General features: G+C 72.1%; 28 protein-coding genes. 15 read left to right on the plus strand and 13 right to left on the minus strand.

Annotated elements, in window-relative coordinates; genetic code table 11:
* Positions 1 to 14: 14 nt before the first annotated feature.
* The 3 genes from C503_RS0100955 (at position 15) to C503_RS0100965 (ending at position 2,391) form a co-directional block, all read left to right on the plus strand.
* Positions 15 to 581, plus strand: a complete 567-nt coding sequence (locus C503_RS0100955) for a DUF3090 domain-containing protein (protein ID WP_018680318.1) — start codon at positions 15 to 17, stop codon at positions 579 to 581.
* 7 nt (positions 582 to 588) lie between these two features.
* Positions 589 to 1,383 (plus strand): SCO1664 family protein, encoded by a 795-nt coding sequence (locus C503_RS0100960; RefSeq protein ID WP_018680319.1) that lies wholly within the window; start codon positions 589 to 591, stop codon positions 1,381 to 1,383.
* Positions 1,384 to 2,181: 798 nt separating this feature from the next.
* Positions 2,182 to 2,391: a hypothetical protein gene (locus C503_RS0100965; protein WP_026315864.1), complete on the plus strand. Its 210-nt coding sequence runs from the start codon at positions 2,182 to 2,184 to the stop codon at positions 2,389 to 2,391.
* Between the two features lie 4 nt (positions 2,392 to 2,395).
* Here C503_RS0100965 and C503_RS37250 read toward each other — a convergent pair whose 3' ends face one another.
* A complete protein-coding gene (locus C503_RS37250; protein ID WP_018680321.1) occupies positions 2,396 to 3,145 on the minus strand; it encodes a VOC family protein in 750 nt (249 codons plus the stop codon).
* Positions 3,146 to 3,284: 139 nt separating this feature from the next.
* Here C503_RS37250 and C503_RS0100975 point away from each other — a divergent pair, with 139 nt between their 5' ends.
* From C503_RS0100975 to C503_RS0100985, 3 genes are read left to right on the plus strand one after another with little or no spacing between them, the layout of a single operon-like run.
* Positions 3,285 to 4,094, plus strand: coding sequence for a DUF3097 domain-containing protein (locus tag C503_RS0100975; RefSeq protein ID WP_026315865.1), 810 nt, complete (start codon positions 3,285 to 3,287; stop codon positions 4,092 to 4,094).
* Between the two features lie 40 nt (positions 4,095 to 4,134).
* Positions 4,135 to 4,563, plus strand: coding sequence for an NfeD family protein (locus C503_RS0100980; RefSeq protein ID WP_018680323.1), 429 nt, complete (start codon positions 4,135 to 4,137; stop codon positions 4,561 to 4,563).
* Positions 4,564 to 4,600: 37 nt separating this feature from the next.
* Entirely contained in the window at positions 4,601 to 5,788 is a 1,188-nt protein-coding gene (locus tag C503_RS0100985; protein WP_425393496.1) for an SPFH domain-containing protein, read from the plus strand.
* Positions 5,789 to 5,996: 208 nt separating this feature from the next.
* Here the strand turns inward: C503_RS0100985 and C503_RS0100990 are convergent, their stop codons facing one another.
* The 4 genes from C503_RS0100990 to C503_RS0101005 form a co-directional block, all read right to left on the minus strand.
* The gene (locus C503_RS0100990; RefSeq protein WP_018680325.1) at positions 5,997 to 6,683 is read right to left on the minus strand and encodes a methyltransferase; all 687 of its coding nucleotides are present in this window, start codon (positions 6,681 to 6,683) and stop codon (positions 5,997 to 5,999) included.
* A 478-nt stretch (positions 6,684 to 7,161) separates the two neighbouring features.
* On the minus strand, positions 7,162 to 7,971 hold the full coding sequence (locus C503_RS0100995; RefSeq protein WP_018680326.1) for an LLM class flavin-dependent oxidoreductase: 810 nt from the start codon (positions 7,969 to 7,971) through the stop codon (positions 7,162 to 7,164).
* Positions 7,972 to 8,336: 365 nt separating this feature from the next.
* Positions 8,337 to 9,227 carry a ferredoxin family protein gene (locus tag C503_RS0101000; protein WP_026315866.1) on the minus strand — a complete coding sequence of 297 codons (891 nt, stop codon included), beginning with the start codon at positions 9,225 to 9,227 and terminating at the stop codon, positions 8,337 to 8,339.
* A 67-nt stretch (positions 9,228 to 9,294) separates the two neighbouring features.
* The gene (locus C503_RS0101005; protein WP_026315867.1) at positions 9,295 to 10,263 is read right to left on the minus strand and encodes a helix-turn-helix transcriptional regulator; all 969 of its coding nucleotides are present in this window, start codon (positions 10,261 to 10,263) and stop codon (positions 9,295 to 9,297) included.
* Between the two features lie 64 nt (positions 10,264 to 10,327).
* On the opposite strand from C503_RS0101005, the gene C503_RS0101010 reads away from it, so the two are divergent.
* Together C503_RS0101010 and C503_RS37255 are read left to right on the plus strand one after the other, a co-directional pair.
* Positions 10,328 to 11,425 (plus strand): winged helix DNA-binding domain-containing protein, encoded by a 1,098-nt coding sequence (locus tag C503_RS0101010; RefSeq protein WP_018680329.1) that lies wholly within the window; start codon positions 10,328 to 10,330, stop codon positions 11,423 to 11,425.
* Positions 11,426 to 11,435: 10 nt separating this feature from the next.
* Positions 11,436 to 11,711, plus strand: coding sequence for a hypothetical protein (locus tag C503_RS37255; protein ID WP_084476714.1), 276 nt, complete (start codon positions 11,436 to 11,438; stop codon positions 11,709 to 11,711).
* Here the strand turns inward: C503_RS37255 and C503_RS0101020 are convergent, their stop codons facing one another.
* Positions 11,712 to 12,371, minus strand: coding sequence for an O-methyltransferase (locus tag C503_RS0101020; protein WP_018680331.1), 660 nt, complete (start codon positions 12,369 to 12,371; stop codon positions 11,712 to 11,714). It abuts the gene before it with no gap.
* A gap of 53 nt (positions 12,372 to 12,424) precedes the next feature.
* On the opposite strand from C503_RS0101020, the gene C503_RS37260 reads away from it, so the two are divergent.
* On the plus strand, positions 12,425 to 13,258 hold the full coding sequence (locus C503_RS37260; protein WP_018680332.1) for an SRPBCC family protein: 834 nt from the start codon (positions 12,425 to 12,427) through the stop codon (positions 13,256 to 13,258).
* A gap of 10 nt (positions 13,259 to 13,268) precedes the next feature.
* Positions 13,269 to 13,790 (plus strand): DinB family protein, encoded by a 522-nt coding sequence (locus C503_RS0101030; protein ID WP_018680333.1) that lies wholly within the window; start codon positions 13,269 to 13,271, stop codon positions 13,788 to 13,790.
* Between the two features lie 3 nt (positions 13,791 to 13,793).
* On the opposite strand, the gene C503_RS0101035 is transcribed toward C503_RS0101030, so the two are convergent.
* The 3 genes from C503_RS0101035 to add form a co-directional block, all read right to left on the minus strand.
* The gene (locus C503_RS0101035; protein WP_026315868.1) at positions 13,794 to 14,384 is read right to left on the minus strand and encodes a class I SAM-dependent methyltransferase; all 591 of its coding nucleotides are present in this window, start codon (positions 14,382 to 14,384) and stop codon (positions 13,794 to 13,796) included.
* Between the two features lie 270 nt (positions 14,385 to 14,654).
* Positions 14,655 to 14,930, minus strand: coding sequence for a hypothetical protein (locus C503_RS0101040; protein ID WP_018680335.1), 276 nt, complete (start codon positions 14,928 to 14,930; stop codon positions 14,655 to 14,657).
* Positions 14,931 to 14,979: 49 nt separating this feature from the next.
* On the minus strand, positions 14,980 to 15,981 hold the full coding sequence (gene add / locus C503_RS0101045) for an adenosine deaminase (RefSeq protein ID WP_018680336.1): 1,002 nt from the start codon (positions 15,979 to 15,981) through the stop codon (positions 14,980 to 14,982).
* A gap of 125 nt (positions 15,982 to 16,106) precedes the next feature.
* Here add and C503_RS0101050 point away from each other — a divergent pair, with 125 nt between their 5' ends.
* A complete protein-coding gene (locus C503_RS0101050; protein ID WP_018680337.1) occupies positions 16,107 to 16,520 on the plus strand; it encodes an STAS domain-containing protein in 414 nt (137 codons plus the stop codon).
* A 607-nt stretch (positions 16,521 to 17,127) separates the two neighbouring features.
* The gene (locus tag C503_RS0101055) at positions 17,128 to 18,006 is read left to right on the plus strand and encodes a hypothetical protein (protein WP_156892886.1); all 879 of its coding nucleotides are present in this window, start codon (positions 17,128 to 17,130) and stop codon (positions 18,004 to 18,006) included.
* Between the two features lie 266 nt (positions 18,007 to 18,272).
* On the opposite strand, the gene C503_RS0101065 is transcribed toward C503_RS0101055, so the two are convergent.
* Positions 18,273 to 18,836 carry a hypothetical protein gene (locus tag C503_RS0101065; protein WP_018680340.1) on the minus strand — a complete coding sequence of 188 codons (564 nt, stop codon included), beginning with the start codon at positions 18,834 to 18,836 and terminating at the stop codon, positions 18,273 to 18,275.
* A 76-nt stretch (positions 18,837 to 18,912) separates the two neighbouring features.
* Between C503_RS0101065 and C503_RS37265 the strand changes: the two genes are divergently transcribed.
* Entirely contained in the window at positions 18,913 to 19,470 is a 558-nt protein-coding gene (locus tag C503_RS37265) for a TetR/AcrR family transcriptional regulator (RefSeq protein ID WP_018680341.1), read from the plus strand.
* The gene (locus C503_RS0101075; RefSeq protein ID WP_018680342.1) at positions 19,467 to 20,219 is read left to right on the plus strand and encodes an SDR family NAD(P)-dependent oxidoreductase; all 753 of its coding nucleotides are present in this window, start codon (positions 19,467 to 19,469) and stop codon (positions 20,217 to 20,219) included. The genes C503_RS37265 and C503_RS0101075 overlap by 4 nt, the downstream gene beginning before the upstream one ends.
* Positions 20,220 to 20,225: 6 nt before the next feature.
* Here C503_RS0101075 and C503_RS0101080 read toward each other — a convergent pair whose 3' ends face one another.
* From C503_RS0101080 to C503_RS0101090, 3 genes are all read right to left on the minus strand, one after another.
* Positions 20,226 to 21,539 carry an MFS transporter gene (locus C503_RS0101080; RefSeq protein WP_425393495.1) on the minus strand — a complete coding sequence of 438 codons (1,314 nt, stop codon included), beginning with the start codon at positions 21,537 to 21,539 and terminating at the stop codon, positions 20,226 to 20,228.
* A 131-nt stretch (positions 21,540 to 21,670) separates the two neighbouring features.
* Positions 21,671 to 21,841, minus strand: a complete 171-nt coding sequence (locus C503_RS45565; RefSeq protein WP_018680344.1) for a hypothetical protein — start codon at positions 21,839 to 21,841, stop codon at positions 21,671 to 21,673.
* Positions 21,838 to 22,461 (minus strand): class I SAM-dependent methyltransferase, encoded by a 624-nt coding sequence (locus C503_RS0101090; RefSeq protein ID WP_018680345.1) that lies wholly within the window; start codon positions 22,459 to 22,461, stop codon positions 21,838 to 21,840. The genes C503_RS45565 and C503_RS0101090 overlap by 4 nt, the downstream gene beginning before the upstream one ends.
* A gap of 86 nt (positions 22,462 to 22,547) precedes the next feature.
* Between C503_RS0101090 and C503_RS42880 the strand changes: the two genes are divergently transcribed.
* Positions 22,548 to 23,156, plus strand: a complete 609-nt coding sequence (locus tag C503_RS42880; RefSeq protein ID WP_156892887.1) for a TetR/AcrR family transcriptional regulator — start codon at positions 22,548 to 22,550, stop codon at positions 23,154 to 23,156.
* Positions 23,157 to 23,310 lie beyond the last annotated feature (154 nt).

Genomic DNA, 23,310 nt, shown 5'->3' on the forward strand with positions numbered 1-23,310 from the left:
AGGTCGGAGGTGCCATGGCCCGTGTCATCCACGTCTTCCGTCAACCCGACCGCTTCGTAGCGGGTACCGTCGGGCAACCCGGCGACCGCACGTTCTACCTGCAGGCGGTCGAGAGTGCCCGCACGGTCAGCGTGACCATCGAGAAACAGCAGGTCGAGGTGCTGGCCGAGCGGATCGGGTCGCTGCTGGACGAGGTGCACCGCCGCTTCGGCGCCGAGGTGCCGGACGGGGTGCCCGACGACGAGGTGGACGCCGAGCCGCTGGCCGTGCCGGTCGAGGAGGAGTTCCGGGTCGGCACCATGGGCCTTGGCTGGGACGCGGAGACCCGCGCGGTGGTCATCGAGCTGCTGGCCGCCACCGAGGGCGAGGTCGACGAGTCGGTGGTGCTCGACGACACCGAGGAGGGCCCGGACGCGGTGCGCGTGTTCCTCACCCCGTTGGAGGCGCGCGCCTTCGCCGAACGCGCCGGTCGGGTGGTGAAGGCGGGCCGCAAGCCGTGCCCGCTGTGCGGGGAGCCGCTGGACCCGCAGGGGCACGTCTGTCCCCGCCAGAACGGGTACCGCCGCAGCGACGAGGACTGAGCCGCCCGTGCTGCCCACCGACCCGCACGCCGGGGAGTTCCTGCTGCGCGGCGCCCTGGAGATCGAGGGCAGGCTTGTCGACGCCTCCAACGCCACGCTGTTCTGCGCCATCGACCACGACGGCGTCGCCGCCAAGTGCGTGTACAAGCCGATCCGCGGCGAACGCCCACTGTGGGACTTCCCCGACGGCACGCTCGCAGGCCGCGAGGTCGCCGCCTACCTGGTGGCCCACGCGGCGGGAGTGACGCTGATCCCGCCGACCGTCCTGCGCGAGGGCCCGTTCGGCCCCGGGATGGTCCAGCTCTGGGTCGACACCAAGGAAGGCGACGACCTGGTCGACGTCCTGGCCCCCGACGACGTCCCGCAGGGCTGGCGCCCGATCCTGCACGCCCTGGACCGCTTCGGCGACCCGGCCGTGCTCGCCCACTCCGACACCGCGCCGGTCGCGGTGCTCTCGGCCCTGGACGTGGTGCTCAACAACGCCGACCGCAAGGGCGGCCACGTCCTGCACGGCACCGACGGCGGCGTGTACGGGGTGGACCACGGGATCTGCCTGCACCAGGAGAACAAGCTGCGCACGGTGCTGTGGGGCTGGGCGGGGGAGGCCCTGCCGGACGAGGCGGTCGACGCCCTGCACACGCTCAACGCCGCACTGAAGACGACCCTGCCGGACGAACTCGCCCCGCACATCACGCGCGCGGAGATCGCGGCGCTGCGCTCGCGGGTGGCGGCGTTGTTGGGCGCGCCGGTCTATCCGGAGCCCGATCCCGAGGGCCGCCCGATCCCTTGGCCCGCGTTCTGACCCGATGGTCGAGCAGGCGACCACACCGAAGTTTCTCACCACGCGCCCTCGGCCCACCAGACCCCGACTGCGCCCTGCCTCCGTCTGTCTGACCGACTGAATCCGGGTCTGCCCTGAACCTGCGTGTGTCTGCCTTGGCCGTGTCGGGCCCGATCAGCAGGCCCCGCCCCACCAGGGGGCGGGCCGACAGGAAAGGACGCTAGGCGATCTTGAGATCTGTCAATAGGGGGTCGGTGGCGGCTGTGGACGAACCGGCGGGGTTGTGGACAACCTCGGCGGTAGCACGGACCCGAACCGGATCGGCCATGCACCTTGGCCGGCATCACGCTCGACGGTCCGGAGCCGAAGCAGGCCTGCTCGACCGGTAGGTCGTCCTCGCCACGGAGGCCAGCCTGCGGCCGTCAAGGGCGGCTCGGCCACTGGGGATGGTTTCGGGGGATGTGGACAACCCGCTGGGGACCCCCGATTTCCATTCTACGGGAAGGAAAAGCCCTGGTGGAAGTCGCGAGGGCGCGGGCCTGTGGATAACCCGGGTCGGCCGGAGGCGGGCTGTCGGAGCCGGACCCCAGGCCGTGCGCGATGTTCGAGATCCGGACAGGCGGCGGAATCCGGAGGCTCCCCGATGATCCCCTACCGTCAGCCCCGGCCATTCGTCCCCGTTCGGGCGGACTGGCCGGGAGGTCCCATTCGGAGGTGGTCCCATGGTCACGCGCGAGGCCGGAACCGTCCTGTCCGCCGACGCCGTCCGGGACGCCGCCCTCGGTGTGCTGCCTGCTGTTCCCATCCCCGGCCTCGCCGATGCGTTCGGACTGCCCGACTCCTGGTGGTGGATCCCGCTCGGCGCGCGGCCAGTCCACCGCGGCCATCACCAGCGCCGCCGTCGTGGCCAATGCCGCGGCGGCGGTCGTGGCGGGTGTGGTGGTGGTCTTCGTGGCATGGCTGCCCGCGGTCGCCGCGGTGGTGTGCGCGGGGTTCGCGGTGGCCGAGTGGCGGGTCCGTCCTGTGTAGACCGTCAGGTCTGGTACAGGTAGAACGTGGTGCCCTCCGGGTCGACGCAGTCGGCGAGCAGGCCGAACGGGCGTTCCTGGACCTCGCCTGCGGTGCCGCCGTGCTCGGCGATGGCGGTCAGGGTGGCGCGGATGTCGGCGACGCGGAAGCACAGCTGGGCGCCGGGTTCGCCGCCGTTGCCCCACAGGCCGATGTTGGTGTGGTTGGCGACCTTCCACCCGTTCTCGACGGTGCCGGGGGTGAACTCCCAGTCCAGGACCGCGCCGTAGAAGGCCTTCGCGCGGTCGGTGTCGCGCACGACCATGGTCAGGTAGTCGCACTCGCCGACCGGGGTGCGTGAGCTGCGGACGGTGATGGCGTTGAGCAGCCAGCGGTGCCCGAACGGGTCGACCAGGGTCGCGATCCGCCCGTAGCCGCGGTCCTCCGGCTGTCGTTCGGCGGTCGCGCCCGCCTCGATCGCGCGGGTGAAGACGGCGTCGACGTCCTCGACCTGGATGTGCAGGGACTGGGTGAAGGTGGTCGGGTTGTCCGGGGCGACGACCGGCACCTCGTCGAAGCCGCCCTCGGCGAGCATGAGCACGGCGTCGCCGACGCCGATCTCGGCGTGGCCGATCCGGCCGTCGGGCATCAGGTAGGGCTCGCCGCGGCGGTGGCCGTCGAACACGGTCACGTACCAGTCGATGGCGCGGGCGGCGTCGGCCACGGCCAGGTAGGGGGTGATGGTGGCGGGTCGGACGAGGGCGCTGTAGGTCACCGGGTCGCTCCAATCGGGAGGGTGGGCACCATCCTGGCCCGACAATGCCTGCCCGACAATCCTGGCCAGACCACCCCGCCCGGCGACACCCGGCGTGGCCTCCCGGCACCGACCGGGGGACCTCGCTAGCGTGGCCGCCGTGCGATCCCACGACTACGGCGACATCCTCTCCGGCCGTCCCCGCAAGGCGATCCCCGAGGTGGTGGCCGAGCCCGGCCTGGTCGTGGAGGACCCGGCCAGTGGGTTCTGCGGCGCGGTGGTGCGCTTCGAGCTGGGCAACGTGGTGCTGGAGGACCGCGGCGGCCGCACCCGGCTGTTCCCGTTGACCCCGGCCGGGTTCCTGGTCGACGGCAGACCGGTCACCCTTGTCCGCCCGGCGCCGAAGGCCGACACGACGCCGAAACGGTCGGCGTCGGGGTCCACCTATGTCGAGGGTCTGCGCGCGCGGACCGCGCGGGAGAGCCGCATCTGGGTGGAGGGCGTGCACGACGCGGAGCTGGTGGAACGCGTGTGGGGGCACGACCTGCGCGTGGAGGGCGTGGTGGTGGAGCCGCTGCAGGGCGTGGACCACCTGCCCGAGCGGGTGGCGGAGTTCGGCACCGGGCCGGGCAGGCGGCTGGGGGTGCTGGTCGACCACCTGGTGGCGGGCAGCAAGGAGTCCCGGATCGTCGACGGTCTGCGCGACGCGAACGTGCTGGTGACCGGACATCCCTACGTGGACATCTGGCAGGCGGTGCGGCCGTCGGTGCTGGGGATCGCGGCGTGGCCGGTGGTGCCGCGCGGCGTAGCGTGGAAGGACGGCGTGTGCGCCGCGCTCGGCTGGGGCGACCCGGCGGACGGGTGGCGGCGGGTGCGCGCGGCGGTCACCGGGTTCCGGGACCTGGAACCGCCGCTGGTGGGCGCGGTCGAGCGGCTGATCGACTTCGTCACCGACCCCGAACCCGGCTGATCGGCCCCGGGACCGGACCGGGGTCTGCGAGGATGGCGCCATGGCGGCTCTGATCTGGCTCATCGGCGGTGTGCTGCTGATGCTGGCCGAGCTGCTGTCTGGCGACTTCGTGCTGGTGATGCTGGGCGCGGGCGCGATCGTCGGCGCGGGGGCGGAGGCGCTGTTCGGGCTGCCGGTGCTCAGCGTGGCGGTGTTCGCGGCGGTGTCGCTGGGGCTGACCACGCTGGCGCGGCCCGCGTTGCGACGCCGCATCCACGGCGCGGTGGTGCAGGACAACGTCAAGGCGCTGGTGGGCGCCCCCGCGGTGGTGACGACGCGGGTCGACCAGCACGGTGGCCGGATCCGGCTGCGCGGCCAGGAGTGGTCGGCGCGCGCGTTGGACGCCACGCAGGTGCTGGAGCCGGGGACGGCGGTCACCGTCATGGAGATCTCGGGAGCGACCGCGGTGGTGTGGGCCGACGGGATCTGAGTCGGCCGCCGCGGGTGGAGTGGAGGAAACAGTGGACGTGCCCGTAGTCGTCGCCATCGTGGTGGCGTTGTTCGTGCTGATCGTGTTGTTCAAGTCGATCAAGGTGATCCCGCAGGCGCAGTCGGCGGTGATCGAGCGGCTCGGGCGCTTCCGCACGGTCGCCGAGCCGGGCCTGAACTTCCTGGTGCCGTTCACCGACCGCATCCGGGCCCGCATCGACCTGCGCGAGCAGGTGGTGTCGTTCCCGCCGCAGCCGGTGATCACCCAGGACAACCTGACGGTGTCGATCGACACGGTCGTCTACTTCCAGGTGACCGACTCGCGCGCGGCGGTCTACGAGATCGCCAACTACATCATCGCGGTGGAACAGCTGACCACCACGACACTGCGCAACGTGGTCGGCGGCATGAGCCTGGAGGAGACGCTGACCTCCCGCGACCACATCAACGGGCAGCTGCGCGGGGTGCTCGACGAGGAGACCGGCCGCTGGGGCATCCGGGTCGCGCGGGTGGAGCTCAAGGCGATCGACCCGCCGCCGTCCATCCAGGACTCGATGGAGAAGCAGATGCGCGCCGACCGGGAGAAGCGCGCGATCATCCTCACCGCGGAGGGCCAGCGCGAGGCGGCGATCAAGACCGCGGAGGGCAACAAGCAGTCGCAGATCCTCGCCGCTGAGGGCGCCAAGCAGGCCACGATCATGGCCGCGGAGGCCGAACGGCAGTCCCGCATCCTGCGCGCGCAGGGCGAACGCGCGGCCCGCTACCTGCAGGCGCAGGGTCAGGCGAAGGCGATCGAGAAGGTGTTCGCGGCGATCAAGGCCAGCAGGCCGAGCCCGGAGGTGCTGGCCTACCAGTACCTGCAGACCCTGCCGGAGATGGCGCGCGGGGACGCGAACAAGGTGTGGATGATCCCGACGGACTTCTCCAAGGCGCTGGAGGGCTTCGCCCGCCAGTTCGGCTTCAAGGGCGAGGACGGCGTGTTCCGCTACGAGCCGACCACCGAGCCGGTGGACACGTCGACGACCGGCGACGAGGAGGAGGTGTCGGAGTGGTTCGACACCTCGACGGATCCGGAGATCGCGCGCGCGGTCCGCGCTGCGGAGGCGGTGGCCCGCAAGGAGGTCGACGCGCCGCTGCCCGCCGTTCCCCCGGCTCCGGCAGCGCCGGTGGCGCCGGTGGACGTGGAACGCACGGAGGCGATCACGCCGCCGCGACCGGAGGCGTGAGGCGTGTGGGTGCGTGAACCGGCCGGGTCGGCGGTTCACGCACCCGCGCCGTCTGGTGGGGGAGGCGCGGGCTTCGAGCGGCACTGGTATGCGATCGACCGGGCGGGTCGTGCGTCCCGGTGGGGACTATCCGGCCTGTCGGGCGCCGACGTTCGACGCCGGGGCGAGCACCGGGTCCTGCTTCGCCGTCACCCGGTCGTCCTGGTGATTAGGTGAAGTAGTCGACCGTCCAGCCGTCGCGTGTGTGTCGGGTGGTGGCGAGGGTCTCGGCCGTGAATCCGGCGTCGGCGGCGCGGGCGAGCAGGTGGTCGAGGTCGCCGCTGGTGCCGAAGAAGACGAGCAGTCGGCCGGTGTCGGTGAGGTGTTCGCCGACGTGCGCGAAGAAGGTGTTGAGCGCGCGGTATCCGTGGTCGGTGGTGGCGGTTTCGAGCGCGTCGCGTGGGGCGAACCAGCGGAACGGCGGGTCGAACACGATCAGGTCGAACCGCCCGTGGACGTTGTCGAAGACGTCGCTGTGCCGGATGTCCAGCTCGACCCCGTTGCGCTCGGCGTTGGCCCGGGCGGCGTCGAGCGCGGCCGGGTTGACGTCCACGGCCACGACCTCGCGCGCGGTGGCGGCGGCGAGGATGGCGTTCACACCGCAGCCGGTGCCCATGTCGAGCACCCGGTCGCCGGGGCGGACCTCGGCGAGCACGGCCTCGCCGAGCAGGTGCGAGGTGCCGGTGATGGGCTGGACCTCGGGCGGGATCACGAGGCTGCGGCCGAGGTAGTCCCAGGTCTGCTCGGCCCGCTCCCGGGACATCCGGTAGGCGGCCTCATGCCACTGCCGCACCTGCTCGGCATACTCACCGGTGAACGTCGGCGTGTGCTCCACCCCGGCGAGGGTAGTGATCATCGAGCGGCATCGCGCCCGAGTTTCGCTTTGCTTGTCAACCGGATCGCGATCATGTGGACTACCGGGACCATTGTGGACAACTCGCCCGGATCCCCGAATCCGATCCTTCCAGCGATCGCGCTCCCGGTGGGCAAGGTTGTCCACAAGCCCTTCGGCTCGCCCGGCGACCGCGCGAGAGTGGGTGGGTCAAGGGCCTGCTTGCGCCTGTGGACTGTTCAGCAGTCTGTGGACGACCCCGAGCGGACCCCTGATTCCATTCTTCCAGCCGAGGCGGCAGGAGCGCGCGGAACCGTCCACAGGGCACTTGCCGAGCTGTCGACCAGGGGTGTGTCAAGGGGCGCGCCGAGCCTGTGGGTGGTTCGACGGGATGTGGACAACGCCCTGGGGACCCCCGAGTTCCATTCTGCCGAAACGGGAACTGTGGTGCGCGAAGTTGTCCACAGGGGTGCGGATGATGCCGGGTGTTGTCGTGGCTTGCCTATCGGCCGTTCAGCAGCTCCGGTACGGGGACGAACAGGTCGGTGTTGCGGCCATGCACGCTGAAGTAGCCGACACCGAGCTGATCGCGGCGCCGGAGCAGCTCGTCGGCCATCTCCTTCGGGCTGCCGCGCAGCAACGACAGGGAATCGTGGTTGATCAGGTCCGCGGTGGTCGCGCCGAGCAGTCCTTGCGCCCACGACTCCAGTTCGTCCTCGATGACGAACACGGTCATCGCCAGCTCGACCGGCCGGTCACCGGCGATCGACCGGACCTGCCGGGCAAGGTCGGCGACCTCCTCGCGGGTCGCCATCGCGGGCGCGGCGAGCATGACGGTGTCCGCGACTCGGGCGGCGAGGGCACGCGCCCGGGGCCCGGCCGCCGCGATCATCACCGGCGTGTGCCCGGCGCCGTCCAACGCTCGCAGTTCCTCGACGGTCACGGCCACCCGGTCGAGCGCTGAGGCACCATCGCTCAAACCCGACTCCTCGGCCGCGGCCCGCATGCGCGGGTTGCCGGTGCCGATTCCCAGCTTGAACCGCCCGCCGCTGAGCACCGACAAGCTGTGAGCCTCCCACGCCGCCAGCCGCGGTGCGCGCAGCGGAGCGGCCATGACCAAGGTGCCCAGCCGAAGCCGCTGGGACATCCCCGCTGCCATCCCCAGCGACACCGACGGCGCTGGTGCGTGCAAGTTGTCCGCCGTCAGCAGGACGTCGTAACCCGCACCCTCCGCGCACCGCACGGCGGCACGCCACTGATGCGGATCCCGCGGGTTGGCCACCATCCCAAGACGGATCTGGCCGCCGCCCATACTCTCTGCTCGCTCTCCGTCACATGCCGAAGGACGCTGGAACGGTAGAGCCAACGGCAAACACGCGTCGAGTCATTTAGAAGCGCCGCGCTGGACCACCAGCTACCCACCCAGCCAGTGGAGCGGCCAGGTGACAGCTCCGACCGCGGCCGGTTCCCACTGCTACGACCACATGCGGAGGTGTTCGGACCTGGCCGGGTGAGTCAAGGGGGATTCGCGCCGTGTGGATGGTTCGGCAGGTTGTGGACAACCGGCCGGGGGACCCCCGATCTTCATTCTACCTGGGCAGACGCGATGTTCGCGCGGTCGTCGGCCGGGGCCTGTGGACAACCCGGGTGGCCGGGCGCGGATGACCCGCCCGAGGCTCAGGAGATGTCGACGATCGTGTACGCGGTGGTCGGTCCGGGAGCGGCGCCGCAGCTGGCGGGTCGGTCCGGGGACGTGGGCACGGCCTCGACATTCACCGTCCACGCCCGCCCGTCGACATGGGCGACCCGCCAGCGGGAGTCGCGTTCGGACACCCGCAGCGCGTCCGGGTCGGTGCAGCCGATCAGGTCCCGCACCGCCAGTTCGGCCGCCTGTCCGGCGGGCGCGAACGTGGAGCGGCCCCGGCACCGGTCGGTGATCACGCCGGGTTCGGTCAGCAACGCCCGCCCACGCTCGACGTTCACGTCCCCGTAGGTGTAGCCGGTCGGCAGCAGCAACGCGGTGGGCGCGAACCGGTGCCCGCCGATATGCGTGCACTCCCACACCGCGTCCCCGAACTCGTCCGCCAGGCCCGAGGCCACCGGGCGGCCCGCGACCGCGCAGCACACATCCCGGCGCCCGTTGGTGCACACCAACAGCAACGGCCCGGCCGGCGCATCGCCCAGGCCGCCGTCGGATCCGGCGCCCGCGGCGGTGAAGTCCAGGTCGAGCAGTTGCTTGGGGTCGGCGAGCGTGGCCGCGCGCAGGAACGACGTGCCCGGGGCGGTGTGGGCGAGGTAGACCCGGCGCGGGGCCGGGCGGTGACGGTCGGGGTGCGGGCCGGGGCGGCGGATGAGCACGACGCGGACGCCGGTGCCCGCGGCGCGGGTGGCGAGCTCGCCCGCGAGGCCGGTGTCGAGGTGGCTCTGGGTGAGCGCGTCGCGCCCCCACGGGCCGGGTTGTTCCAGGCACAGCCAGGCGGTGGCGGTCGCGGCGCTGCCCGCGAACGGCTCGTCGAGCGCGCGGGAGAGCGCCGAGCAGGCGGCGGCCGGGAGTGTGGGGTGCGACATCGGCATCAGGTTCTCACGGCCGATACCGCCGTTCGAGTGCACCCGGCGCCACGGTCGGGTGAAACCGTCATTCCCGGCGGGAACGGGTGACGGCCCGGTCGAGCCGCGCGGCCAGCACGGCCATCCGTTCGACCAGCTCCGGGGGCTCCCGGACCTCGTACTCGCAGCCGAACAGCGACACCCACATGGCCATGCCGTCCAGCGAGTTCGCGCCGACGCGCAGGGTGCAGCGGCTGTCGTCGATCGGCTCGATGATGCCGGAGGTGGGGGTGACGTGTTCGGCGGCGGCCTCGGCGGACAGGTGCAGGGTGATCACGGCCTGGTGCCGGTAGGCGGCATACGACAGTCCGCGCGAGACATGCCCGGCCGCGTCCCCGGCGGGTGGTTCGCGCGGGGTGAACCGGGGCCCGGTCGGCGCGCGCGGGGTGATGCGGTCGACGCGGAAGGTGCGCCAGTCGTCGCGGTCGAGGTCGTAGGCGACCAGGTACCAGCGGCGGCCGGTGTGGACCATGCGCAGCGGCTCGACGCGGCGCAGGCTCTCGCCGCCGTCGTGGCTGCGGTAGTCGAAGCGCAGGACGTGCCGGTCGCGGCAGGCGCCCGCGATCGCGGCCAGGGTGTCGGCGTCGACCGTGGGGCCCTTGCCGCGCAGCGGCACCAGCACGGACTGCACCGCGTTGACCCGGTCGCGCAGCCGCGCGGGCAGCACCTGCTCCAGCTTCGCCAGCGCCCGCACCGAGGTCTCCTCGATCCCGGCGACCGTGCCGCCGGAGGCCGTGCGCAGCCCGACCGCGACCGCGATGGCCTCGTCGTCGTCGAGCAGCAACGGCGGCAACGCGGCACCGGCGCCCAGCCGGTAGCCGCCCGCCACGCCGGTGACCGCGTGCACCGGGTAGCCCAGCGAGCGCAGCTTGTCCACGTCGCGACGCACGGTGCGGTCGGTCACCTCCAGCCTGCGCGCCAGCTCGGCGCCGGACCAGTCGCGGCGGGTCTGCAGCAGCGACAGCAGCCGCAGCAGGCGGGCGGAGGTCTCCAACATGCGGGCGAGTCTGCCGGCCATTCCGGACAACCCCCGTCCGCGATAGCGCCTACGCTGCGCGCTCGTGACCGACCCGCTGACCCGCCGCGCCCGCAACCGGGCCCTGCTCGCCCGCCAACTGCTACTCGCCCGCGCCCCGATGACCGCGCTCGCGGCGATCGAGCACCTCGTGGGCATGCAGGCCCAGGCCCCGCACCCGCCCTACACCGGCCTGTGGTCACGGCTGCGCGACTTCGACTTCGCGGAGCTCTCGACGCTGATGCTGGAGCGGCGGGTGGTGCGGATCGCGCTGATGCGCTCCACCATCCACCTGGTCACCGCCGAGGACTGCGGGCCGCTGCGCGCGGCACTGCAACCGGCCATGGAACGGGCGTTCCGCAGCGGCTCGGGCAAGGCGTTCGCGGGCGTCGACCAGGACGAGATCGTCGCCGCGGGCGTGGAACTGCTCGCCGACGAGCCGGTCACCTTCGCCGAACTGGGCCGCGCCCTGGCCCCGCGCTGGCCCGACATCCCACCCGACCGGCTCTCCGCGCTGGTGCGCACCCGGATCCCGCTGGTGCAGACACCGCCGCGCGGGGTGTGGGGCCGCGCCGGTCAGGCCCGCCACGTCACCGCCGCCGCCTGGCTCGGCGCCGACGACCGCCCGCCACTGCCGCTACAGGATCTGGTGCGCCGCTACCTGGCCGCGTTCGGGCCCGCCACCGTCGCCGACGCCCAGACCTGGTCGGGGTGCACGGGGCTGCGCGAGGTGTTCGACCGGCTCGCCCCCGAGCTGCGCGTGTTCCGCGACGAGGACGGCCGCGACCTCTACGACCTGCCCGCCGCGCCGCGCCCCGACCCGGACACCCCGGCCCCGGTGCGGCTGGTCGCCGGGTTCGACAACCTGATCCTCTCGCACGCCGACCGCGCCCACGTCATCCCCGAGCAGCACCGCCTGACCGTGATCATGGGCACCGGCAACGGCATCGTCCGCCCCACCGTGCTGGTCGACGGCGTGGTCGCCGCCATGTGGGAGTTCGAACGCGCGCGTAAGGCAGCGGCCGTGGTGGTGTCGCCGTTCGGGAAGCTCACCGCGCGGGTGCGCGGCGAGATCGAGGCGGAGGCGCGGCTGCTGCTGGCCGTCACCGATCCGACCGCCGCCCACGAGGTGCGGTTCGCGTAGCGTGGTGATCATGGCGCGCACCGCGGACGAGCGCGCCGCCGTCACCGAGGTGATCGCCGCGGCCCGCGCGCTGGGGGAGGGCAACCCGGTCGCCCACCACGTCACCGACACGGTGCTCACCGAGATCGCCGATGGCCACGTACGCGCCCGCTCCCAGGGCCTCGGCGTCCAGGCCGACGGCGGCCGCGTCGGTGTCACCTACGACGACACCGTGCGCGGCCTGGAACACGGCTGGCGGATCACCCACCGGGTGGTGCGTGCCCGCCGCGTCCCGCTGCGGCCGTGATCAGCCGAGCACCAGGGCGAGGGTGAACCCGTCGTGGCCCTTGGCGCCCACGGTCTGCACGGCCGTGGCCGCCAGCCGCGGCTCGGCGGCGATCATCTCGTGCATCGCCCGGATCCCCGCCACCACCGGCGAGGTGCTGCCCGGGTCCGCCACGGCCCCGGCGCGCACGACGTTGTCGGCCACGATCACCGACCCCGGCCGTGTCAGCCGCAGCGCCCACTGCACGTACGCGGGGTTGTTCTCCTTGTCCGCGTCCAGGAACACCAGGTCGAACGGCTCGCCCACCAGGCCGGGCAGCGTGTCCAGCGCGGCCCCGACCCGTACCTCGACCACCCCGTCGAGCCCGGCCGTGGCCAGGTTCTCCCGCGCCACCTCGGCGTGCCGGGGGTCGTATTCCAGGGTCACCAGCCGTCCGTCCGGCGGCAGCGCGCGGGCCAGCCAGATCGAGCTGTACCCGCCGAGCGTGCCGATCTCCAGGATCCGCCGCGCGCCGTGGATGCGGGCCAGCAGGTTGAGCATCCTGCCCTGGTTGGGCGCGACCGCGATCGGCGGCAGCCCTGCCGCCGCGCTGCGGGCCAGCGCCGCGTCCAGCACCGGGTCGGGCGGCAGCAGCGTGCCGCACAGGTAGTCGTCCACCCGGGTCCACAGGTCGTCCACCACACCGCTCCCTACATTCCTTGACTGGCATATACCGTGCCGGCTATGTTCGAGGCATGGACGCCACACTGCTCACCGACGCGGGCCGCCCCGTCCTGCGCTTCGAACGCGCCCTGGACCACCCGGTCGACAAGGTCTGGCGCGCCGTCACCGAACCCGACCACCTCGCCCGCTGGTTCCCGGCGACCGTCACCGGCGACCGCGACCCCGGCGCCACCCTCACCTTCACCTTCCCCGAAGACGCCCCCGGCGGCACCGGCACGGTCACCGCCTACGACCCGCCCCGCCACTTCGCCTTCACCTGGCAGGGCGAACAACTCGCCGTCACCCTCACCCCCAGCGACACCGGCACCCTGCTGGTGTTCACCCACCACTTCGACGACCGCGCGGGCGCCGCCTCCTTCGCCGCCGGATGGGACACCTGCCTGGGCGCCCTGGCCGACACCCTCGACGGCCTCCCCGTAGCCGACCGCGACTGGGCAGCCGCGCACGAGACCTACGCCGCCGCGTTCGACCTGCTGCGCGGTACCGCCGAACCCGACGGCCACACCTGGCGCGTCCGGTTCGAACGCCAACTCACCGCCCCCGCCGACCAGGTCACCCCGCGCCTGCCCGACCTCCTCGGCCCGGGTACACACACCGAGTCCGGCTATACCGCCCACCCCGACCCGGACCAGACCGTGCGGGTCGAGCTGCGCCCGGGGCCCGGCGGCGCGCGCCTCACCCTCGTCCACACCGGACTGCCCGAGACCGCCGTCGTACCCGCCCTCATCCGCTGGCACACCGGCATCCGCGCGCTGGCCGCCCACCTGATGGGCACCACCCCCGGCGCCCCCGACGCCGACCTGGAGTCCTTCTACCGACACGCGACCGGCGCCGCGCTGCCCTAGACTCGGGGACATGTCCACCACCGGAACCACCCCGGAACTGGACCGCTCCTGGCCCGCCAACGACGCCGCCGACGAACTCCGACTGCAGCGGGAGTTCCTCGCCTTCCTGCGCGTCACCGCGGTCAACAAGGCGGCCGGACTGACCCCCGCCCAGGCGATCGAGACCCCGCTGGCCACCTCGCCGCTGATGAGCGTGCTCGCGGTGCTCAAACACCTCACCGCGGTCGAACGCTACTGGATCACCCGCACCGCGGGCGGCGCCGACGAACCGCTGCTGTGGGACCCGACCGACGTACACGCCGAGTGGCGGCTGGCCCAGTTCGACACCCCGAGCGCGGTCACGGCCGCCTACCAGCGCGAATGGGAACTCGCCGACCGCGCGATCGCGGGGCTCACCCCGGACTCCCCGGCGCGCGCGGACCCGAAGTACACGCTGCGCTGGATCCTGGCGCACGTCGTGCAGGAGACCGCCCGGCACGTCGGACACCTCGACATCCTGCGCGAGTACCTCGACGGCCACACCGGCGAATAACGCTCACCCGGTCGGTTTCCGCCAGACGAGGCTGTAGCGCAGCAGGACGTGTCGTCGGTAGTGGGAGCCGGGCAGCAAGTCCTCCGACAGCTCCCGCATCCGCGTGAACGTCTCCGGCGGCGGCCACACGGTCGGCGACGGGTGTTCCCAATGGCCTTTCACGAGTCGGTGCAGCGTGCTCGCGGCCATGCCGCGCGCCGTGTAGGGCAGGGATCCGCGGGCCAGACCGACCACCGCCAGCACACCGCCCGGCCGCACCAGCTCCCGCAGGCGCGCCAGCCCAGTCTCGGCGTCGACGTGGTGCAGGGTGGCCACGGAGGTGACGACGTCGAACGAGCCGGGCTCGAACCGGTGAGTCAGGAAGTCCCCGACGACGTAGTCGATGTCGTCGTCGTACCCGGCGGCCTCCTCGACGCTGGGGGCGTGCAGGTCGATCCCGGTGACCTTCGGGACCCGCCGCCGCAGCGCCCGCGCCAGCATCCCCTCCCCACAGCCCACGTCCAGGGCGTCGCGGACCTCGGCGGGGACGGCGCGCAGGATCCGTGGGTGGTAGTGGATGTTGTGGTTCCAGCGCCTGCCGCTCTTGAGCGTCACGCGGTCATCGTGCCGCAGCCACCACCACCCTCCGCACCAGGGCGGCCGCACCCGCAACGCCATCGTCCCGGTCGTGGGGAACCATGCCGCGCGGGCTTGTCCGGCACCCCCACGATCTGCTCCTGCACCCCGACCGGGCTGCTAAGCCCATGCTCCTACCCGGTCGGGCCAACGCGGCAGCGCCGCCTGCGGGGCACGACGCGCGAGTGGGAACAACGACCAGGCCGGGGGGGAGCAGGCCCCGCCTTGTGGCCAGGCAGTGGCGATGAGTCAGTGGACGCCCACCCGCCCTCGGCGCAGCACCCGCAACCCGGCGTCGGTCACCCGCACCGCCGACTCGCGCGCGCCCACCGCGACCCGGACCGCGACCAGCCCACGCCGCTCCAACACCGCCAGCGCGTCGGCCGCCCACTGCGGCACCCGCCCCGCGGGCGCGCCGTCCGCGCCCGCCCACAGGTACCCCGTCGGCACGCCCCACCAGCCCGAATGGCACAGCACCGCGCCGTCGGCGACATGCCGCAACGCGCTCGTCTCGTTTTCCGTCATCACCGAATCTCCCCAGGATCCACGGCGTCGACGAACCGGCCAGGGGGTGTCACGCCCCCGCGGCCACCCCCAGCCACCGGTCGACACCGGCCGACAACTCCGCCCGCACCCCGTCCGGGGCGAAGGACGATTCCACCGACGCGCGCGCGACCCGTGCCACCGCCACGTCGTCCCAACCCAGACCCGACCGCACCGCCGCGTACTCCCGCGACAACGACCGGCCCGTCACATTCGGCACGTCGGTGTTCAACGACACCACCAACCCCGCCGCCAACAACCGCGGCAACGGGTGCTCGGCCACCGACGGAACCAACCCCAGCGCCACGTTCGACGACACGCACACCTCCACCGGCACGCGCCGCTCCCGCAGCAACGCCACCACCTCCGGGTCCTCCAGCACCCGGAACCCGTGACCGACCCGCTCCGCGCCACCCACGACGACCGCCTCCAGCACGCTCGCCGCGCCCGCGCTCTCCCCGGCGTGGTGCGTCAACCGCAGCCCCGCCTCCCGCGCCGCTCGCAACACCGGCGCGAACGGCGCCAAGGGATACGTCTCGTCCCCGGCCACCCCGATCCCGATCACCCCCTGATCGGCGAACCGCACCGCCAACTCCACGGTACGCCGCAGCCGCGCCACGGACTGCCGTCTCGAATGATCCAGCAGCACCCGCACGGTGATCCCGTGCTCGCGCTGCCCCTCGGCCAGGCCCTCCATGACCGCGGCCAACGGCATCGCCAGGTCGCCGAGCCGCTCGCCGTGCGCGGCCGCGGTGAACGTGACCTCGGCGTAGCGGGTGCCGTCGGCGGCCTCGTCCGCGCAGAACTCCACCGCGATCCGCCGGAAGTCCTCCGGCGTGCGCAGGCAGTCGCGCACCCGCGAGTTCTGGTCGGCGAACGCGCGGAACCCGTCGAACCGGAACGGCCCGTGGCTCACCCCGGGCGGGACCTCGATCCCGTTGCCCGCGCCGATCTCGACCAGCGTCGCCGAACGCACGGTGCTCTCCAGATGAACGTGCAGATGCGCCTTCGGCAACAACCCCAAGTCCCGCACGCACCGAGAGTAGAAGGGGTCATCCCTCGACGCGCGCGGTTTTTTCGCCCCCACCCGGCAACCTTTCCGCCCCGGACGCGATCAAGGGATGTGGGGGACGCACCCGGACACCGAAAGGACACATCGTGGCCCTGAGATTCGCCAGGTCGGCGGCCCAGCAACGCCGCCGAGACCTGTGGATCGGCGTCGAACGCACCGCCCGCGCCACCACCGTCACCGCCGCGGGCCGCATCGACCTCGCCACCGAGGCCCCCTGGCACGACGAGGTCATGCAGGCCTGCACCGCCACCGACGCCACGGCCCACGTGACCATCGACCTGACCCGGGTCACCCACCTCAGCTGGGCCAGCACCGAGGTCCTGCGCCGGGCCCACCGCGCGTGCATCCGGCGGGGCCGGGCACTGACAATCACGGCCGCGGGCGCGGTGCTGACGAGCCTGCAGCTGACCAGGCTGCACGAGGAGATCGTGATCACGGCGGCACCGCGGCCCGAGCACGCCCGCCGACCGGTCGCCGCCTCCGGCTGGCTCACCGCCTGACCGGCTCTCGTCCTGTGCAGGCAGTTGTCCACAAGCAAGATCATCCGCACTGGCGGTCGGGCTGTTTCCGCTGGTAGAGTTGATATTCGGGGGTTCCCCGGGCGGGTTGTCCACACCCCGGGTGACTCATCCCCAGCATCCGCGGGCCGGTTGACGGACGTCATCCCGTCCTGTGCGCGAGATGGTCGCGGGCGACAACGAAGGCGCCACCGAGGCGCATACTCGATCTTGCCTTGGCGGGCGCGCCGCCGCCGCTCGTGGAGGGGCTTGACGGGATGCCGGAATGTCGTTCGGGCGTGTTGTCCACAGGGCATCGCGGTCATCCACAGCCGACAACCGTCGGCTTCCCGGGCCCTGACCTGGGCGGATAGGCTCACGCGCTGGCCAGCCCCCGGGTGGGAGGGGCCGTGTCCCGGGGCGATGATCTTGACGGGTGGAAGTGGTGGCGGTGTCAGCCGGAGTGGGCTGGTGGGCGCCGAGGTCGGGCGGACGTGGGGGCGCGTTGTTCTTCGTGGTGGGGGAGTCCTGGCGAGCGGGGCGTGGATTCACAGCGTAGACAAAGCTGGCCCTTATCGAACACACATGCAACCGGGCCATGGTCGTCGTTGTGACCACCGACCTCAGCCACAGCGCGCTCGCGGGCATCGCCTGTGCGGTGGTTGCCGCGTGTCTGTTCGCGGCCGGGGTGACGATGCAGCACCGGGCGGTCACCGCGACCGGGGCGGGACGGCGGGTGGTGGGGGCCGTCGTTCGGACACCGGGCTGGTTGGTCGGGATCGGGCTGGGGATGGTCGGGGGCGGTCTGCACGTCGTGGCGTTGACGTTCGCGCCGGTGGCGGTGGTCGAACCGGTCGGGGTGCTGGGGCTGGTGCTCATCGTCGTGGTCGGGGCACGGACCCGCGGGGAACGCGTCGACGATCCGACGCGGCGGGCGGTGGGGGCCGTGTGCGTGGGAATCGGCGGGTTCGTGGTCCTCGCGGCCGGGGCGCTGGGGGCACAGGCCGTAGCCCAGGTGGGGCAGGTACAGGTCGTGGTCGTCGGGGCCGGACTGGTCGCCGCGGTCGGCGTGCGGGCGCGCGGATGCGTCGGGATCAGCGCGGCGGCCGCGGTGGTGTCCGGGCTCGGGTCGACCGTCATCCACGCGGCCGCGCAGCACTGGACGGGCGGCGGGGGAGTGGGGGAGAACCTGCTGCTCAGCGCGGAGGCCGCCGCGCTCATGCTCACCGGGGGCTGGCTCATGCAACAGGCCTACGCCCGCGGATCCGCCGCACTCGTCGTCGGCACGACCACGGTCCTGGGCCCGATCACCTCGGTCCTGCTCAGCCTCACCCTTTACGGCGAGACCACGCCCACCACCGAGATCATCGCCGCCCAGCTGGCCCTGACCCTCCTCGCGATTGCCGGCGTCCGCACCCTGGCCCACGCGATCCCCACCGACACCCGCCCGCGCGCCGCCGAAGCACCGGAACCCGCCCATGCCGCATGACCCCGCACCGCGAGACTTCGCAGGCCGAGGACATCGACAGCCACATGGTCGGCGTGCGCGTGCACGCCACGACGTGCGGACCGCTCTGAGCATGTCCGTCCCGACACCATCCCGACACCATCCCGGTCTCCGGACGGCCTCGGGTTACCGGTTGGCGAGCCCGGCACCCGACATGCCGTCGCGCCTCGTCCCGCTCGACAGCCCCCAGGTCACCAGCCGCGCCGGCGTTCCGGGCGCTATCCGGCGCGAAGCCCGTGGGCGGCTGGTCATTCCGGGGCCCGGCCCCGGGAACGCCAGTGCGTCGGAACGCGGCGGTAGTCGGGGTCGGGGTCGCCGAACTCCAGGTCGTTCTCGTCGAGGCCATTGGAGACGGTCACCCGTCCGTCCGGGAAAGCGAAACTGACGGCCACCATGCCGTTGGCCACGTTCCGGCCCGCGTACTCAAGCAGCTCGGCCACCTGCAGCCGCCCACCCCGCAGCGCGGCCAGCTCGGCTCGGGCATCGCCCCGCCAGGCGAGCCGGAAGCCGCACACCTCGGGGTCGTCCAGGTCACCGGAAGTCCACGTGGGCCTGCCCACCGGGTCGATGGTGTTCCAGGTGATGGACAGGTCGCCGAACTTCCGATGGCTGATCTCGACCTGCTCACCGTCGAAGTCCAGCAGAACCGGGCCATCGGAGAACCACTCGTCGTCGTCGAGGTCCCAGAGCAGCCAGGCGTGTCGCAACCGGCGGCCTGCCAGGGCCTGGAGCCGCGGGCTGTGCGCGACGGAGATCGCCCGCGCGCCATCGAGCCACTGCGGTCGAAAACCCTGGATGTCGAAGTAGGACACCCGGGGATTGTGCGTGACCCGATGAGTCAGGGCATCCGCTTTCGACAAGCATGTATCGCTGATACAGTCCATATCAATGATACAGAGAAGTGACACCTGGCGGTCCCTCCTCGACGCCGCCACCGACCACATCGCCCGCAACGGGCCCGATGCCCCGCTGCGCGCGATCTGTGACCAGGCAGGAGTCCGCCTGCCCACGCTCTACCACTTCTTCGGCGACAAACAAGGTCTCCTCGACGCCGTCCTCGACGCCTGCCTGGAGCGCTACCTCGACCACAAGCGCGGGCTCGAACCCACCGGCGACGTCCGCACCGACCTGCGTCGGGGCTGGGACCTGCACATCGGCTTCGTCCGCGCCCACCCCAGGATCCACCCGCTGCTCTTCCCGCCAGGCTCCGCCGCCGCCCGCCGGAGCCTGGAACCACTGAGGGCAGGCTTCGAGCACCTCGCGCGGACCGGCACACTACGACCCGGTCTCACCGCCGAGGTGGCGACGAGATCACTGAGCTCGGCGTTGCGCGGCGTGGCCACCACGATCAGTCTCGACCCGGACCGACGCGACAACCTCAAGCTCTCGACAACCGTGCGCGATGCCGTCATCGACGCACTGCTCAACCGAAGGAGAACGACGTGACCTTATTGACCGACAAGGTCATCCTCATCACCGGCGCCAGCACCGGCATCGGCGCCGACGCCGCCCGCCTGTTCGCCCGCGAGGGCGCGCAGGTCGTGCTCACCGCACGCAGTGAGGGACTGCTCGCCGAGCTCAGCGACGAGATCACCGCCGCGGGCGGCACCGCCAGCCACGTCGCCGCCGACGTCTGCAACACCGACGACGTCGAACGCGTGGTGAAGACCGTCCTGGAACGACACGGCAGGCTCGACGGCGCGTTCAACAACGCGGGCGTCGGACAGGCCAGCGCCAAGATCGCCGACGTCGACGAGGAGATCTTCGACCACATCTTCAACGTCAACGTCAAGGGCGTCTGGCTGGCCATGCGCGCCGAGATCCGCGCCATGCTGGAGGCGGGCGCACCCGGCTCCATCGTCAACACCAGCAGCGTCGGCGGCCTGCGCGGCGGCCGCACCCTCGGCGCCTACTCCGCCAGCAAACACGCCGTCATCGGCCTGAGCCGCTCCGCGGCCCAGGACTACGGCCCCGACGGGATCCGGGTCAACGTGCTCGCCCCCGGCACCACCGACACCCCGATGATCGCGGGCTGGCGGGAACGCGGCATCATCGTCCATCTCGACTCGGTCACCCCGCTGCGCCGCAGCGCCCAACCGATCGAGGTCGCCGAGGCCGCCGCCTGGCTGCTCAGCGACCGCGCCTCCTACGTCACCGGCGCCACCTTCACCGTCGACGGCGGCATGGTCGCCTGACCCGCGCTACACCCGGGCGGGCCACCGTCGGTGCGTCCCGTCGATCACGTAGCGGTGTGTGTGCCGCCAGCCCTCGGCGCACCACGTCGCCCCCGCTACGTGCGGGTGCCCGCCGGACAGATCCGCGTGCACGTGCTCCACCACGTCAGCACCACGCCACACCCGGACCCCATAGAACAACCCGACCGCCGCCACCACAGTCAGACAACCCAGCGCGGCGGCGGGGGACAGCACCGCGCCCAAAACCCCAGCCAGCACATACGTCACCAACCAGGCCGCATGCGACAAAGCGTACTGCGCCGCGAACAACGCCGGTAGGTCATCGGCCGACCCCGACACCCGGATCAACCGACCCACCGGCGTCAACACCGCCGAATACGCCACCCCGAACACCAGCCACAACCCCAACAACGCCCACCAACCGGCGGACAGCAGCACCACACCCACCGCCATCGCGATCACCAACGCGACACCCGCCCGGACCATCACCACCCGATCCGGCACGCGGTCCAGCACGCGGGGGAGCAGCAGCGCGGCCGACATCGACCCCGCCCCGAACACCCCCAACGCCACCGCCACCGAGGTCTGCCCCAACCCCAGGTCACCCCGCACCACCACGACCGTGTTCACCAACACCATCGCCCCACCCGCCGCCGCGGCCAGGTTCAACCCCAGCTGCGCCCGCAACCGAGGCGTGAACACGAACACCCGCACACCCCGAAACACCCGCTCCGACAACGACGCACGCACAGACGCGCGCCCCGGCAGCGTCAACGTCACCACCAACGCCGCCGACACCAGGAACCCCAGCGCCGTACCCACGAACAGCCACGAGAACCCGATCACCGTCAACAACCCGGCCGCCAACACCGGACTCACCACCGACTCCAGGTCATAAGCCACACGCGACAACGACAACGCCCGCGTGTACTCCCGCTCCTCGGTGAGTACCAACGGGATCACCGCCTGGAACGCCGGAGTGAACGCCGCCGACGCCACCTGCAACACCGCGACCAACACCACCACCTGCCACACCGCATCCACCCACGGCAACACCACCACCGACGCGCACCGCACCAGATCCAGCGACACCAGCAACGTCCGACGCGGCACCCGGTCCACCACCGCCGTCGCCAACGGCGCCACCACCACGTTCGCGACCATCTTCACCGCGAGCAGACCGGCGAGCACCACCCCGGCGTCCACCCCGGCCAGCTCATAGGCCAACAGCCCCAGCGCCACCGTCGCCAACCCGGTGCCCACCAACGCCACGACCTGCGCGGTGAACAACCGCCGGTAGACGCGATCCCCGAGCACCACGGTCACTCCTCTCCAGACATACCCCGCCGGGCGACCATAGGGCCCGGAACCCGTTGCGTCGATGCCGCAAATGCAACAAACCCGCAGGTGAGAGGCATGTGCGGGGATCCGTGGGGACCCCCGCACACCGCTCACGACCCCTGCCGCCCCCACCGCCGGGCCGCCAACGCGACCGCGACATGCACGGCCAGACCCGCGAGCGCCACGAACAGACCGAACCGATAACCGAACCCGATGTGCACGACCAGGCCGACCACGAGCACCAACGTCGCGACCACCCGTGCCAGGTGCTGCCGGGTCACGGCTTGTCCGCCCGGACGCAGTGCAGGAACGACACCTGGTGCACCGACCGCCGCTCGAACCCGGCCGCGGCCGCCATCGGCTCGATCCGCCCCACCGGGTTCTCGCTCATCGCCGTGCCCGCCGTCCCACCCACCAGGTGCCGCACCAACCGGCTGCGCGGCGGCCGGAAGTCGGCCAGCAGCAACCGCCCACCCGGCCGCAACACCCGGAACATCTCGCCGAACGCCGCCTCCCGCACCTCCGCCGGGATGTGGTGCACCGCCAGACTCGACACCACCACGTCCACCGACGCGTCCGGCAGCGGTAACGCCTCGGCCCCGCCCAGCTCGAACAGGCAGTTCGCGCTCCCGCGAGCCCGCCGCGCCTGCTCGATCATCTGCTCCGACGGATCGATCCCGACCGCGCTGCCCTGCCTGCCCGCCGCCCGCGCCGCCAGCGCGGTGAGGTAGCCGGGACCGCAGCCCACGTCGAGGACCCGGTCACCGGGGCGGACCCCGGCCAACTCCACCAACCGACCGAACGTGCGCGCCCGGTGCCCGACGAAGGCGACCGAGGAGAACGCGTCGTAGAGCCGGGCGTGTCGGATCACGCCCGACCCGTGGCCGTGCGACAACCGCATCGAGACCCCTAACTTAGTAACGACTAAGAACCACGGCGGAGCTTAGTCACCACTAAGTTAGCCGGCAAGCCCGATAGGATCACCACGTGAGCGAACGGCCAAGACGCACCCGCATGTCCGCCGCGGACCGGCGCGAATCCATCCTCGACGCCGCCACCCGCGTCTTCGCCGACACCGGCTACCGCGCGGGCAAGACCGCCGCCGTCGCCCGGCTGGTCGGGGTCAGCGAACCGGTCGTCTTCCAGAACTTCGGCACCAAGTCCGCCCTGTTCGCCGCCGTCGTCGAACGCACCGCCGACCAGGTCTGCGCCCAGCTCGCCCACCTCACCGCGAGCCCCGTCCCGGTCCCTGGCCTGCTCCGCGCCCTGCTCGCCCCCGGCCACCTCGCCGACTTCCACGGCGCGGGCCACCCGGGCGCCATCTTCGCCGACGCCGCCACGATCACCGACGAACCCGCCGTGGAGTCCGCCGCGCGCGCCGCGGCCCAACGCTTCGCCGCGACACTGGCCGGGCTGCTGCGGCGCGGCCAGGACGACGGGGACCTGCGTACGACACTGGATGCCGAGGCGGCCGCTTGGTGGTTGCTGTCGCTGGTCGCCTCCCAGCGATACCGACAGGCCACGGCCGAACACCCGGACGACATCGAAGCCCGGTTGGCGGACACGACGCTGGAGTACCTCGTCGGCCCGCGGTGAGCCGCCGTGGACGAGCCCGGAAGGGGTTTCGATGTCGACTACTTGACATAATGTCGATTATCAACCAAACGTCGACCTGTGGATCCGACGTGTGTGTACATGGACATGAAGCGTCACGGTGACGAATCGGACGTATCAGACTCGGGTCGCAGAC

The sequence above is a fragment of the Actinokineospora enzanensis DSM 44649 genome (assembly GCF_000374445.1).
In the GTDB taxonomy this organism is placed as follows: domain Bacteria; phylum Actinomycetota; class Actinomycetes; order Mycobacteriales; family Pseudonocardiaceae; genus Actinokineospora; species Actinokineospora enzanensis.

Bases quoted from the DNA above. Each gene is read 5' to 3' on its own strand.
- C503_RS0101030 (WP_018680333.1), top strand. From the start codon at position 13,269: ATGTCCACCACCGGAACCACCCCGGAACTGGACCGCTCCTGGCCCGCC.
- C503_RS0101000 (WP_026315866.1), bottom strand. From the start codon at position 9,227: ATGTCGCACCCCACACTCCCGGCCGCCGCCTGCTCGGCGCTCTCCCGC.
- C503_RS0100980 (WP_018680323.1), top strand. From the start codon at position 4,135: ATGGCGGCTCTGATCTGGCTCATCGGCGGTGTGCTGCTGATGCTGGCC.
- C503_RS0100965 (WP_026315864.1), top strand. From the start codon at position 2,182: ATGCGTTCGGACTGCCCGACTCCTGGTGGTGGATCCCGCTCGGCGCGC.
- C503_RS0101005 (WP_026315867.1), bottom strand. From the start codon at position 10,263: ATGTTGGAGACCTCCGCCCGCCTGCTGCGGCTGCTGTCGCTGCTGCAG.
- C503_RS0100955 (WP_018680318.1), top strand. From the start codon at position 15: ATGGCCCGTGTCATCCACGTCTTCCGTCAACCCGACCGCTTCGTAGCG.
- C503_RS37260 (WP_018680332.1), top strand. From the start codon at position 12,425: ATGGACGCCACACTGCTCACCGACGCGGGCCGCCCCGTCCTGCGCTTC.
- C503_RS0101040 (WP_018680335.1), bottom strand. From the start codon at position 14,930: ATGACGGAAAACGAGACGAGCGCGTTGCGGCATGTCGCCGACGGCGCG.
- C503_RS37255 (WP_084476714.1), top strand. From the start codon at position 11,436: ATGGCGCGCACCGCGGACGAGCGCGCCGCCGTCACCGAGGTGATCGCC.
- C503_RS0100990 (WP_018680325.1), bottom strand. From the start codon at position 6,683: ATGATCACTACCCTCGCCGGGGTGGAGCACACGCCGACGTTCACCGGT.
- C503_RS0101090 (WP_018680345.1), bottom strand. From the start codon at position 22,461: ATGCGGTTGTCGCACGGCCACGGGTCGGGCGTGATCCGACACGCCCGG.
- C503_RS37265 (WP_018680341.1), top strand. From the start codon at position 18,913: ATGATACAGAGAAGTGACACCTGGCGGTCCCTCCTCGACGCCGCCACC.
- C503_RS0100995 (WP_018680326.1), bottom strand. From the start codon at position 7,971: ATGGGCGGCGGCCAGATCCGTCTTGGGATGGTGGCCAACCCGCGGGAT.